Source organism: Pseudoxanthomonas fibrivorans (assembly GCF_041464125.1).
Taxonomy (GTDB): domain Bacteria; phylum Pseudomonadota; class Gammaproteobacteria; order Xanthomonadales; family Xanthomonadaceae; genus Pseudoxanthomonas.
The window spans coordinates 1,069,264-1,082,192 of record NZ_JBGNUG010000001.1; the positions used below are offsets into that span (position 1 = coordinate 1,069,264).

Consider the following 12,929-nt stretch of genomic DNA (forward strand, 5'->3'; position numbering starts at 1 on the left):
AGTCCCCGTTCGCCGCACGCCATGGCGGCGCGGCGGGGGCATGGCGCCCCGCGACCCGCCGCCGGCGTGGATCCTGCGCTGCGAGCGCCGCGCCCCCTCAGCCCGGACCGGTGGTGAAGCTCTCGCCGCAGCCGCATTCGGCCTGGGCGTTGGGGTTCTCGAACACGAACGCCTCGCTGAGCCCCTGCCGGGCGAAGTCGATCCGGGTGCCGTCGACCAGCGGCAGGCTCTGCGCGTCGACGAAGATGCGGACGCCCTCCTGCTCGAAGACCGCGTCGCCCTCGCGCCGGTCCCGTGCCAGGTCGGCCACGTGGCCCCAGCCCGAACAGCCGGTGCGCTCCACGCCGAAGCGCAGGCCCAGGGCGGTCGGATCGCGCTGCAGGAAGCGCTGCACGCGTTCCAGCGCAAGGGGGGTCAGGGTCACGGCCATGGGGATCTCCGGTTTGCGCCTCGATTATAGGCGTTGGACGCGTCCCGCCGCCGCCGCGATTGGCGTTGGTTCCGGGACGCAGCGGCGTACGCGGGCACCGGCGCCTCGCACCGGCGCGGCCGCAGCCGCTACACTTCCGCCCTTCCAGATGGGCTCCACGACACAAGGATTCAAGCCATGACGGTGGTCAGCGTCGAACATGCGCTCGCGGGCAAGATCCCCGCCGGCGGCGAGGTCACCGTCCGCGGCTGGGTGCGGACCCGGCGCGACTCCAAGGCCGGCCTGAGCTTTGTCAATGTCAGCGACGGCTCCTGCTTCGCGCCGATCCAGGTCGTGGCCCCCGCGGCCCTGCCCAACTACGAGACCGAGGTGAAGCACCTCACCACCGGCTGCTCGGTGATCGCCACCGGCACCCTGGTGGCCTCGCAGGGCCAGGGCCAGAGCTTCGAGATCCAGGCCTCGAAGGTCGAGGTCGTCGGCTGGGTCGAGGACCCGCTCACCTACCCGATGCAGCCCAAGCAGCATTCGCTCGAGTACCTGCGCGAATTCGCCCACCTGCGCCCGCGCACCAACCTGTTCGGCGCGGTCACCCGCATCCGCCACTGCCTGTCGCAGGCCGTGCACCGCTTCTTCCACGAGCGCGGCTTCTACTGGATCAGCACGCCAATCATCACCACCTCCGACGCCGAGGGCGCCGGGCAGATGTTCCGCGTCTCGACCCTGGACCTGGCCAACCTGCCGCGCGGCAAGGACGGCGCGGTGGACTTCTCGCGCGACTTCTTCGGCAAGGAGACCTTCCTGACCGTGTCCGGCCAGCTCAACGTCGAGGCCTACTGCCTGGCGCTGAGCAAGGTCTACACCTTCGGTCCCACCTTCCGCGCCGAGAACAGCAACACCACCCGGCACCTGGCCGAGTTCTGGATGATCGAGCCGGAGATCGCCTTCGCCGACCTGGCCGCCGACGCCGACCTGGCCGAGGACTTCCTCAAGTACCTGTTCCGCGCCGTGCTCGAGGAGCGCGCCGACGACATGGCGTTCATCGCCGAGCGCGTGCAGCCTGACGCGATCACCCGTCTGGAATCGTTCATCAACGCCCCGTTCGAGCGGATCGACTACACCGACGCGATCGGCCTGCTGCAGAAGTCGCAGAAGAAGTTCGAGTTCCCGGTCGAATGGGGCCTGGACCTGCAGACCGAGCACGAGCGCTGGCTGACCGAGGAACACGTCGGCCGCCCGGTGGTGGTGATGAACTACCCCGAGCACATCAAGGCGTTCTACATGCGCCTGAACGACGACGGGAGAACCGTCGCGGCGATGGACGTGCTGGCCCCGGGCATCGGCGAGATCATCGGCGGCAGCCAGCGCGAGGAGCGCCTGGACGTGCTCGACGCGCGCATGGCCCAGTTCGGCCTCGATCCGGAGCACTACCAGTGGTACCGCGACTTCCGCCGCTACGGCGGCGTGCCGCACGCCGGCTTCGGGCTGGGCTTCGAGCGCCTGGTGGTCTACGTCTGCGGGCTGTCCAACATCCGCGACGCGATCGCCTACCCGCGCGCGCCCGGCAGCGCCGAGTTCTGAGGCGCCGGCGGACGTGATCCTGTTCTTCGCCCTGTGCTTCATCGGCGTGGCCATCGCCGGCGCCAGCGCGTTCGTGATCTTCTGGCCGCTGACCCTGGTCCACGTGCGCGACCGCCATGCCGGGACCGCGGCCGATTTCGGCGCCGGCGCGTTCCTCAACCCCGCCGCGCTGCGCTGGCTGCTGGCCGGCGGCTACCGCAGCGCCGGCGACCGTTCGCTCAGCGGGCTGGCCACGCCGGCGCGGATCGCGCTGCTGACCATCATCGCTTCCCTGGCCATGGCCGGCCTGCTGTGGCTGGCCGCGGAGACGCTCGCATGACCCATGACACCTGGTGGATCGCCACCCTCGGCCGCACCCTGCACTGGGCCCGCCTGCGCGAACGCGAGGCCGGCACCGCCGAGGTCCTCGACCACGAAGGCGCGCTGCATGCGTACGACAGCGTGGACACCGCCCGCTCGATGCTGCTGGACGCCAGCTACGTCGAGTTCGACGGCCTGGACGAGGACGACGCGCTGGAGCACGGCTTCTCGCTGGACGAGGTCGCCCCGCCGCGTGCGCCCGGCGACGAGGAGCTGGTGCCCCTGATGAGCGTGAACCTCGGCCGCCGGGCCTGAACGCGTGTACACGCCTCGCGCCTTCGCCGAGGACGACCTGGCCGGACTGGACTGGCTGCTGGCGCGCGATCCGTTCGTCACCCTGGTGACCACCGGCGAGGATGGCCTGCCGCTGGCCACCCACCTGCCGGTCCTGTACGCCCGCCACGGTGGCGACGTGATCGTCGAAGGCCACTGGGCCAGGCCCAACCCGCAGGCATCGCACGCCGGCCCCGCACTGATCATCGTGCACGGCCCGCACCACTACATCTCGCCCGGCTGGTACCCGGACAAGGCCGAGGCCGCGCGCGTGCCGACCTGGAACTATGCCGCCGCCCACCTCCACGGGATGCTCGAGGCGCTGCACGCCGAGGACGAGCTGGCCTCGATCGTCGCGCGCCTGGGCGAGCGCTTCGAGACGCAGGTCGGTGGCGACTGGCGCTACGACCCGGCCGACGAGCGCGAGCGCCGGCAGCTGCGCGGCATCGTCGGCTTCCGCGTGCGCGCCACGCGGATCGAACTCAAGTTCAAGCTCAACCAGAACCATCCGGTCGCGAATGTGGAGGGCGCGATCGCCGGCCTGCGCCAGCTGCCGGGCGAGGCACCGGCCGCGGTCGCCGGGCTGATGGCCGACCGGCTGGCCCGGCGCGCCCGCTGACCGCCCCGGGGGCGGCGCGGCGCCGTCGATGTCTGTGATAATGCCGGCATGGCCGACGAACTCAACGAACTGATCCGCCGCAACCATGCCTGGTCCGAGCGCGTGCGCGCGGAGGACCCGGAATTCTTCTCGCGGCTCTCGCAACAGCAGGCGCCGGAGTTCCTCTGGATCGGCTGTTCCGATTCACGGGTGCCGGCCAACCAGATCATCGACATGGCGCCGGGCGAGGTCTTCGTCCACCGCAACGTGGCCAACGTCGTGGTCCACACCGACCTCAACTGCCTGTCGGTGATCCAGTTCGCCGTGGACGTGCTCAAGGTCAAGCACATCCTGGTGGTCGGCCACTATGGCTGCGGCGGCGTCTATGCCGGCCTGACCAAGCTGCGCCTGGGCCTGGTCGACAACTGGATCCGCCACGTCACCGACGTGGCCGAGCGCCACGCCGAATGCCTGCACCACGTCGGCGCGCTGGAACTGCAGCACGACCGGCTGTGCGAGCTCAACGTGCTCGAGCAGGTGGTCAACGTCTGCCAGACCACCATCGTCCGCGACGCCTGGGCACGAGGCCAGGAACTGACCGTGCACGGCTGGGTCTACAGCCTCAAGGACGGCCGCGTGCACCACCTGGGGATGGACATCGACAGCATCGATTGCCTGTCCTCGAAGTACGACGCCGCCCTGGCCCGCATCCGCGAGGACCGGGAAAACCGCTGAACGGCCGCCAGGCCCACGCAGGAGTCCGCATGCTGCCCGCCCCGCTCAACCTGCAGGCCTGGATCGAGGAACACCGCCACCTGCTCAAGCCGCCGGTCGGCAACAAGTGCATCTACGACGGCGAGTTCATCGTCATGGTCGTCGGCGGTCCCAACGCGCGCACCGATTTCCACTGGGACGAGGGCCCGGAGTGGTTCTACCAGCTCGAGGGCGAGATGGTGCTGCGGGTGCAGGAGCACCCGGACGGCGGCCCGGGCACGCTGCGCGACATCCCGATCCGCGCCGGCGAGATCTTCCTGCTGCCGCCGCGCGTGCCGCACTCGCCGCAGCGCCTGCCCGGCAGCGTCGGCCTGGTGGTCGAGCGCCGCCGGCTGGCGCATGAGCACGACGGGCTGCTCTGGTACTGCCAGCAGTGCAACCACAAGCTGTACGAGGAATTCTTCCACCTGCGCGACATCGAGCAGGACTTCCCGCCGGTGTTCGACCGCTTCTACGGTTCGCAGGAGCGCCGCACCTGCCGCCACTGCGGGCACCTCAACCCGCGCCCGGCGCGCTACGACCCGCAACCCGAATCGCTGGCCGACCTCACCTGAGGCGCCCGCGCCCGCCGAGATTCCATGACCAACGCCCGCACCTATGCCCTCGCCATGGACGCCGCCGACCCGCTGCGTCCGTTCCGCAACGAGTTCCTGATCCCGAAGCACCGCGACCGCGAGCAGACCTACTTCGTCGGCAACTCGCTGGGCCTGCAGCCGCGGGGCGCCCGTGCGCACGTGCTGGAGGTGCTGGACAAGTGGGCCGGCGAAGCCGTCGAGGGCCACTTCAGCGGCGACACCGCGTGGATGACCTACCACGCGCTGGTGCGCGAGCCGCTGGCGCGGCTGGTCGGCGCGCTGCCGCAGGAAGTGGTGGCGATGAACACGCTCACCGTGAACCTGCACCTGATGCTGGCCAGCTTCTACCGGCCGGCCGCGGGCCGCTCCGCGATCCTGATCGAGGCCGGCGCGTTCCCGTCCGACCGCCACGCGGTGGAATCGCAGATCCGGCTGCACGGATTCGATCCTTCCGTCGACCTGGTGGAAGTCCAGCCCGACGAAGCCAACGGCACGATCTCGATGGCCGCCATCGGGCAGGCCATCGCCGACCACGGCCCGCGCCTGGCGCTGGTGCTGTGGCCCGGCATCCAGTACCGCACCGGCCAGGCGTTCGACCTGTCCGCCATCGCCCGGCTGGCGCAGGCCCAGGGGGCGGTCGCCGGCTTCGATCTGGCGCATGCCGTGGGCAACCTGCCGCTGGCCCTGCATGACAGCGGCGCCGACTTCGCCGTGTGGTGCCACTACAAGTACGTCAATGCCGGGCCGGGCGCGGTCGCCGGCTGCTTCGTGCACGAGCGCCACGGCCAGGCCGGGCTGCCGCGCATGGCGGGCTGGTGGGGGCATGACCCCGCCACCCGCTTCCGCATGGCGCCGGAATTCGTGCCAGCCGCAGGGGCGGAAGGCTGGCAGCTGTCCAATCCGCCGGTGCTGGCGCTGGCGCCGCTGCGCGCGGCGCTCGAGCAGTTCGACCGGGCCGGCGGCATGCCGGCGCTGCGGGCCAAGTCCGAGAAGCTGACCGGCTTCCTCGAGGCGCTGATCCGCGAGCGTTTGTCCGGCACGCTCGAGATCATCACGCCAGCCGAGCCTGCGCGCCGCGGCGCGCAGCTCTCCCTGCGCGTGGCCGGCGGCTGCGACGAATCGTCCAGGGGCCGGGGCCGGGAGCTGTTCGAGTATCTGCGCGAGACCGGGATCCTCGGCGACTGGCGCGAACCGGACGTGATCCGGATCTCGCCGGCCCCGCTCTACAACCGCTTCGGCGACGTGCTGCGTTTCGTCGAGGAAGTGGAGCATTGGCGTGGGGTCTGACACCGGCTCGCCGCGCCGCCGCGAACTGACCCTGATCGGCGCCGGCCTGGCCGGCTCGCTGCTGGCCATCCTGCTGTCGCAGCGCGGCTGGAAGGTCACCGTCTACGAGCGCCGCGGCGACCCGCGGATCAAGGGCTACGAGTCCGGCCGTTCGATCAACCTGGCCCTGGCCGAACGCGGGCGCCACGCGCTGCGCGCCGCCGGCGTCGAGGACGCGGTCATGGGCCAGGCGGTGATGATGCGCGGCCGCATGGTCCACGCCGCGGATGGCGGGCTGCAGCTGCAGCGCTACGGCCGCGACGACACCGAGGTGATCTGGTCGGTGCATCGCGCCGACCTCAACATCACCCTGCTGCGCGCCGCCGAGCAGGCGGGCGCGACCATCCACTTCCACCGCCGGCTGCACACCGTGGACTTCGACGCGGGCTACGCGCGGCTGATCGACGACCGCGACGACCAGCCGCACGACATCCGCTTCGAGACCCTGATCGGCACCGACGGCGCCGGTTCGGCGCTGCGGGGGGAAATGGTGCGCAAGGCCGGTTTCGGCGAGCGCACCGAATTCCTCGACCACTCCTACAAGGAACTCACCATCCCGCCCGGGCCGGACGGGGAGTTCCGGATCGAACCGAACGCGCTGCACATCTGGCCGCGCGGGCGCTACATGTGCATCGCACTGCCGAACGACGAGCGCACATTCACCGTCACCCTGTTCCTGCCCAACCACGCCGCCGGCGGCACGGGCGACCCGAGCTTCGCCAGCGTGCGCAGCGGGGCGGAGGTGCGCGCGCTGTTCGCCCGGGACTTCCCGGACGCGCTGCCGCTGATCCCGGACCTGGAACAGGACTGGGAGCACCATCCGCCCGGCCTGCTCGGCACGCTGTACCTGGACCGCTGGCACCTCGGCGGGCGCGCGCTGGTGCTGGGCGATGCCGCGCATGCGATGGTTCCGTTCCACGGCCAGGGCATGAACTGCGCGTTCGAGGACTGCGTGGCCCTGGCCGACGCGATGGACCGGCAGCCTTCGCTGGCGTCCGCCTTCGCCGCGTTCGAGGCCCAGCGCAAGCCCGACGCCGCGGCGATCCAGGCGATGGCCCTGGAAAACTACGTCGAGATGCGCGACCGCGTGGACGATCCGGCGTTCCTGCTCCAGCGCGAGCTCGAGCGCGCCCTGCAGCAGCGCCATCCGCAGCGCTTCGTCCCGCACTACACGATGGTCACGTTCATGCGCATTCCCTACGCGGTGGCGCTGGAACGCAGCGAGATCCAGCGCGGGATCCTGGTGGAGGCCACGCGCGGGCGCACCGACCTGGCCGGCGTCGACTGGGACGCGCTGGCGCAGGTGGTGCACGAGCGCCTCGACGTGCTGGAGGACGCGCGCTGAGGCGCGGATTCCCATGGCCGACAGCTTCCTGTTCTACGACCTGGAGACATTCGGCGCCGACCCGCGCCGCAGCCGCATCGCGCAGTTCGCCGCCGTGCGCACCGACACCGGCCTGGAGGTGGTGGAGGAGCCGGTCAGCCTGTTCGTGCGACCGGCCGAGGACCTGCTGCCCTCGCCCGTCGCCACCCTGATCACCGGGATCACGCCGCAGCAGGCGCTGCGCGATGGATTGCCGGAAGCGGAGGCCGCCGCGCGCATCCTCGACGAACTGGGCCGGCCCGGCACCTGCACGCTGGGCTACAACTCGCTGCGCTTCGACGACGAGTTCGTGCGCCACACCCTGTTCCGCAACTTCTTCGACCCGTACGAGCGCGAGTGGCGCGGCGGAAACTCGCGCTGGGACCTGCTCGACGTGCTGCGCCTGGCCCATGCGCTGCGGCCGGACGGGATCGCGTGGCCGAAGCGCGACGACGGCGCCACCTCCTTCCGGCTCGAGCACCTGGCGCTGGCCAACGGCGTCCGCGAGGGCGACGCCCACGAGGCGCTGTCGGACGTGTTCGCCACCATCGGCCTCGCCCGGCTGCTCAGGCGCCACCAGCCTCGCCTGTGGGACTACGCGCTGAAGCTGCGCGACAAGCGCCATGCCGCCAGCCTGCTCGACGCCTTCGCCATGCAGCCGGTGCTGCACGTGTCGCAGCGCTACCCCGCCAGCCGCCTGTGCGCGGCGGCGGTGCTGCCGCTCGCCACCCATCCTTCGGTCTCCAACCGGGTGATCGTGTTCGACCTGGACGGCGACGTCGACGCGCTGCTGGAACAGGATGCCGGCGGGATCGCGGACCGGCTGTACACCCCGGTCGCCGACCTGCCGCCGGGCGTGGCCCGGGTGCCGCTGAAGGAAGTGCACCTGAACCGTTCGCCGATGCTGGTGCCGTGGGCGCACCTGCGCGCGGACGACTTCCAGCGCCTGGGCATAGATCCGGACGCCGTGCTCGACCGCGTGGCGCGGCTGCGCGCCCATGGGCCCGCGCTGGCCGAAAAGGCGAGGCAGGTCTTCGCCGGCAGCCGCGACCACGCCGAAGCCGACGTCGACGGCTCGCTCTACGCCGGCTTCTGCGGCGACGGCGACCGGCGCCTGTGCGCCCAGGTCCGGTCGACGTCGCCGTCCGAGCTCGGCACGCGCGCGTTCGACTTCCGCGACCCGCGCCTGCCGGAACTGCTGTTCCGCTACCGCGCGCGCAACTGGCCGCACACCCTGTCCGGCGGCGAACGCGAGCGCTGGGACGGCTACCGGCGGCGGCGCCTGCTCGAAGCCGGCGGCCTGTCCGAATACGACTTCCCCGGCTACTTCGCCGAGATCGCGGCACTGCGCGCGGCGCACGCCGGCGATGGCGGCAAGCTGGTGCTGCTCGACCAGCTCGAACACTGGGGCCACGAACTCCGATCGGGACTATGACGACCTATTTCAGCGACGCCAGCCTGCGCTTCCTGCGCGGCCTGGCCCGGCACAACGACAAGGCCTGGTTCGAGGCACACCGGGCCGACTACGAAGCGCACGTGCGCCAGCCGTTCCTGCGCCTGATCACCGACCTGCAGCCGCCACTGGCCGGCATCAGCACGCACTTCCGCGCCGACCCGCGCACCGTCGGCGGCTCGCTGTTCCGCATCCACCGCGACGCGCGCTTCTCCAGCGACAAGTCGCCGTACAAGCCATGGCAGGGCGCACGCCTGTTCCACGAACGCCGGCGCGAGGTTCCCGCGCCATCGTTCTACATCCACCTGCAGCCCGGCGGCAGCTTCGTCGGCGGCGGGCTGTGGCATCCCGAGCCGGACACCCAGCGACGCGTGCGGCAGTTCATCCTCGACAACCCCGGGGCATGGAAGGCCGCCGCGCACGCGCCGGCACTGCGCAGGCGCTTCGACCTGGACGACAGCGAGGTGCTGACCCGGGTGCCGAGGGGCTTCCCGGCCGACTTCGAATTCATCGACGACCTCAAGCACCGCAACTGGGTGTTCCTGCGACCGCTGGACGATGCGACGATGACCGGGCCACGCCTGCGACGGACGCTGGAAGCGGACCTCGCCTCGCTCGGGCCGTTCATCGACTATCTCTGCGCTGCCCTGGACCTGGAGTTCTGACCATGGACCCCCACCCCGCCGCCCCGGACGCCCGCCGCCCGCTGCGCTGGATCGCCGGCGCCCTGGTGCTGGCGCTGCTGGCGCTGGCGGCCTGGGTCGCGGCCGGGCCATGGCTGGCGGTCCGCGGCATCGAGCGGGCCATCGAGCAGCGGGATACGAGCGCGCTCGAACGCCACGTCGATTTCCCGCGCCTGCGCGCGAACCTCAAGGCGCAGCTCGACGACCGCATGGTCCGCGCCGCCGGCGAGGACGTCGCCGGCAACCTGCTCGGCGCGATGGCCCTGGCCGTGGCCGGCAGCGCCACCGGCATGGCGGTCGACACGCTGGCCACGCCGCTGGGCATCGCCGCGCTGCTGCAGGGGCACGTGCTCTGGCAGCGGGCCGGCGGGCGCACCGTGGGCGGCGATGCCTGGGCGCCGGCCGAACCGGCCCGGCCGCTGGCCGGCGCGCGCCTGCGCTACGAATCGCTGTCGCGCTTCACCGGCACCGTCGAGCACGCCGACGGCACCCGCACCGTGTTCGTGCTGCAGCGCCAGGGCCTGCGCTGGCGCCTGGTCGACATCCGCCTGCCGGAAGACCTGTCGACCTACCTGCGCTGAGCGCGCCGATCGACGGCGATGGCATGGCCTGCGCCGCGGCCCGTCTGCGTTGTCCTCGTTGTTGCCACCCGCACAGGAGCGGAGCCCGCATGGACACGGATCTCAAGCGCACCGTCAGCGACGCGATGTGGAAGCAGCTGGCGGCCAGGCTGCAGGTCGAACTGCCCGCCCTCAAGGCGATCGCCGAAGTGGAATCGAGCGGTTCGGGCTTCCTACCGGCACCGGACCGCCGGCCGAAGATCCTGTTCGAGGGCCATATCTTCCACCGCCTCACCGCGGGCCGGTACAGCGCCACCCATCCCAACATCAGCTATCCGAAATGGGACCGGCGCCAGTATTCGGGCTCGCTGGCCGGCGAATGGAAGCGGCTGGACCGGGCCGCCGCGCTGGACCCGGAAGCGGCGATGCAGTCGGCCAGCTGGGGCGCGTTCCAGATCATGGGCTTCAACTACGCGTTGTGCGGATCGGACACCGTGGGCCGCTTCGTCGAGTGCCAGGCACGTGGCGCCGACGGCCAGCTCGAGTCCTTCGCCAACCTGCTCTCCCGCCCGGGCTCGCCGCTGATCCAGCCGCTGAGGCGCAAGGACTGGGCCAAGTTCGCCAGCCTCTACAACGGCCCCGGATACCGCCAGAACCGCTACGACGAGAAGATGGCCGCCGCCTACGCGCGCCACGCGGCCGCTGCACCCGCCGCGCGCGGCGGACGCCGCGCCGCCGCCGCGCGCCCGGCCCCGGCCCGCGCGCTGGTCGCCCCCGGACGCCCGGAGCTGGCGCCGCTGGAAATGCTGGAGATGACCGCCACCGGCGCCGCGCGCAAGCGCACCAGCAGGGTGTTCAACGTGCGCCCGGATGCGGTGGACCTGCGCGACTGGGAGTTCCAGCCGACCGTCGCCTCGGCCCCGGCCGACGTGCGTTATCCGCCGGACGTGCGGCCGATGCTCGACCAGGGCCTGACCAGCGCCTGCACCGGCTACGCGTTGTCGGTGGTGATCGAATACCTGCTGGTCCGCGCCGGCCGCCACGTCGAGGCGATCTCGCCGCACATGCTCTACAGCATGGCCCGCCGCTACGACGAATGGGCCGAGAACGACGACGGCGGGCCGGAGGCCGACACCGGTTCGTCGCTGCGCGGCGCCCTGAAGGGCTGGCTCCGGCATGGCGCCAGCAGCGCGCGGCTGTGGCCGAAGACCGAGATGCCCAAGCCCAAGGCCGCGGCCAGCGAGGACTGGTGGACGGACGCGATCAAGCGTCCGCTCGGCGCGTACTACCGGATCGACCCGCGCTCGCTGCGCGACATGCACGTGGCGATCGACCAGGTCGGCGCGCTGTACGCCAGCGCCTTCACCCACGCCGGCTGGGAGGAACTGCTGGTCGAGGAGGCCGTGCCACGCCCGGAGAACCCGGCCGACCTGCCGGTCATCCGCCGCCGGACCGGCAGTCCCGACGGTGGCCACGCCTTCGCCATCGTCGGCTACACCCGCGACGGCTTCATCGTGCACAACTCCTGGGGCGGCGTGTGGGGCAAGGGCGGGCTGGCCGTGCTGCGCTACAGCGACTGGCTGGAGAACGCGATGGACTGCTGGGTGGCGCAGCTGGGCGTGGTCACCGCCGAGCACGAGGCGATCGCCGACGCCACCTCGCTGCGCACCGACGCGTCGGGCAAGGGCGTGGTCTCGAGCAACCCGATCCTGGCCGCGCACGAGCTGAGCCCGTTCATCATCAACATGGAGAACAACGGCCGCCTCAGCCAGCGCGGGCAGTTCCGCACCCAGGAGGCCGACGTCGATGCGCTGCTGCGCATCCACCTCAAGGAGGCCTGCCGCAAGTGGGGCGTGCGCGCCAACCAGGCGGTGGACGTGGCGATCTACGCGCACGGCGGGCTCAACAACGAGGACGCGGCCGCGGCTTCGGCGCGGCTGTGGGTGCCGGCCCTGTACGACGAGAAGATCTTCCCGGTGTTCCTGATGTGGGAGACCGGCGCGATCAAGACCGTCACCAACATGATCGAGGACAAGATCGCGCCCGAGGAGGCGCGCGCAGCCGGGGGCTGGCAGAAGATCAAGGACGGCTGGAAGGAATGGTGGAACCAGCGCGTGGAAGGCATCGCCCGCCCGCTCGGCCGCCCGCTGTGGGGCGAGATGAAGGAGAACGCGGCCAGGATCAGCGCCAACCCCGCTTCGGGCGTGCGCATGCTGTTCGACCTGTACAAGGCCAAGGGCAAAGAATACGCGCTGCCGAAGATCCGCCTGCACCTGGTCGGCCACTCCGCCGGCGGCATCCTGCACTCGCACTTGGGCACGGCGGCGATCGCCGCCGGCTTCGACCTGCGTTCGGTCAGCCTGATCGCACCTGCGGTGCGCGTCGACGAGTTCGACCGCACGCTCGGCAAGGCGGTGCTCAAGACCGGCACCAAGCTGCTGGTCGCGCACCTGACCGACGCCGCCGAGCGCGCCGATCCGACCTGCAAGCCCTACGGGCATTCGCTGCTGTACCTGGTCTCGCGTTCGTTCGAGGACAAGAAGGAAACGCCGATCCTGGGCCTGGAACGCGACCTGGTGCCAGCGCGCGCGACCCTGCCCTGGGGTGCGCAGATGATGGCCGTGGCCAGCCCGGGCTCGGGCATCGCGCGGCTGCCCAGCGCGACCACCCTGGACGGCAGCAGCAGCCGCCAGACCGAGGCCACGACCCATGGCAGCCTCGACGACGACAAGGCGCTGCAGCGGCTTGTGTTCGACCTGATCCGGAAGTCCTGAGGCCCGCGCGGGCCAGGGAGGAGCGGCCATGGAAACGGCAGCGGGGCCGCGCGCCCGTCGGCGCGCATGGCGGTGGCATGCGGGGCTGCTGCTAGCGCTGGCGGGGGTCCCCCCTGCCCTGGCGACGGCACCGGTGCCGCTGGCGGCGCCGCCACTCGTGGCGGTGGAGGCGACGGACGTCC

Annotated in this window: 13 protein-coding genes; 12 read left to right on the top strand and 1 reads right to left on the bottom strand. The window is 71.4% G+C overall.

The annotated features are described in order from the left end of the window. Window positions 1-97: 97 nt before the first annotated feature. The gene (locus ACA089_RS05090; protein ID WP_372014039.1) at window positions 98-430 is read right to left on the bottom strand and encodes a HesB/IscA family protein; all 333 of its coding nucleotides are present in this window, start codon (window positions 428-430) and stop codon (window positions 98-100) included. Window positions 431-607: 177 nt separating this feature from the next. Between ACA089_RS05090 and asnS the strand changes: the two genes are divergently transcribed. The 12 genes from asnS to ACA089_RS05150 all read left to right on the top strand — a co-directional run bounded on the left by asnS (window position 608) and on the right by ACA089_RS05150 (window position 12,747). Then, entirely contained in the window at window positions 608-2,008 is a 1,401-nt protein-coding gene (asnS, locus tag ACA089_RS05095; protein WP_372014041.1) for an asparagine--tRNA ligase, read from the top strand. A gap of 13 nt (window positions 2,009-2,021) precedes the next feature. Then, a complete protein-coding gene (locus ACA089_RS05100) occupies window positions 2,022-2,327 on the top strand; it encodes a hypothetical protein (RefSeq protein WP_372014043.1) in 306 nt (101 codons plus the stop codon). Continuing rightward, entirely contained in the window at window positions 2,324-2,623 is a 300-nt protein-coding gene (locus ACA089_RS05105) for a hypothetical protein (protein WP_372014045.1), read from the top strand. The genes ACA089_RS05100 and ACA089_RS05105 overlap by 4 nt, the downstream gene beginning before the upstream one ends. A gap of 4 nt (window positions 2,624-2,627) precedes the next feature. Further along, window positions 2,628-3,260 (top strand): FMN-binding negative transcriptional regulator, encoded by a 633-nt coding sequence (locus tag ACA089_RS05110; RefSeq protein ID WP_372014048.1) that lies wholly within the window; start codon window positions 2,628-2,630, stop codon window positions 3,258-3,260. A gap of 48 nt (window positions 3,261-3,308) precedes the next feature. Beyond that, window positions 3,309-3,974, top strand: a complete 666-nt coding sequence (can, locus tag ACA089_RS05115) for a carbonate dehydratase (protein WP_372014050.1) — start codon at window positions 3,309-3,311, stop codon at window positions 3,972-3,974. A 29-nt stretch (window positions 3,975-4,003) separates the two neighbouring features. Further along, complete coding sequence (locus ACA089_RS05120) at window positions 4,004-4,567, top strand: 3-hydroxyanthranilate 3,4-dioxygenase (protein WP_372014052.1); 564 nt, start codon at window positions 4,004-4,006, stop codon at window positions 4,565-4,567. A gap of 24 nt (window positions 4,568-4,591) precedes the next feature. Then, entirely contained in the window at window positions 4,592-5,875 is a 1,284-nt protein-coding gene (kynU, locus tag ACA089_RS05125) for a kynureninase (RefSeq protein ID WP_372014054.1), read from the top strand. Further along, window positions 5,865-7,259 carry an FAD-dependent oxidoreductase gene (locus ACA089_RS05130; protein ID WP_372014056.1) on the top strand — a complete coding sequence of 465 codons (1,395 nt, stop codon included), beginning with the start codon at window positions 5,865-5,867 and terminating at the stop codon, window positions 7,257-7,259. The genes kynU and ACA089_RS05130 overlap by 11 nt, the downstream gene beginning before the upstream one ends. Before the next feature lie 13 nt (window positions 7,260-7,272). After that, complete coding sequence (sbcB, locus tag ACA089_RS05135; RefSeq protein WP_372014058.1) at window positions 7,273-8,712, top strand: exodeoxyribonuclease I; 1,440 nt, start codon at window positions 7,273-7,275, stop codon at window positions 8,710-8,712. Then, window positions 8,709-9,395 carry a DUF2461 domain-containing protein gene (locus ACA089_RS05140; RefSeq protein ID WP_372014060.1) on the top strand — a complete coding sequence of 229 codons (687 nt, stop codon included), beginning with the start codon at window positions 8,709-8,711 and terminating at the stop codon, window positions 9,393-9,395. The genes sbcB and ACA089_RS05140 overlap by 4 nt, the downstream gene beginning before the upstream one ends. A 2-nt stretch (window positions 9,396-9,397) precedes the next feature. Further along, window positions 9,398-9,994, top strand: a complete 597-nt coding sequence (locus ACA089_RS05145; RefSeq protein WP_372014062.1) for a DUF2939 domain-containing protein — start codon at window positions 9,398-9,400, stop codon at window positions 9,992-9,994. Window positions 9,995-10,083: 89 nt separating this feature from the next. Further along, window positions 10,084-12,747 carry an N-acetylmuramidase domain-containing protein gene (locus tag ACA089_RS05150; RefSeq protein WP_372014065.1) on the top strand — a complete coding sequence of 888 codons (2,664 nt, stop codon included), beginning with the start codon at window positions 10,084-10,086 and terminating at the stop codon, window positions 12,745-12,747. Window positions 12,748-12,929: the final 182 nt, after the last annotated feature.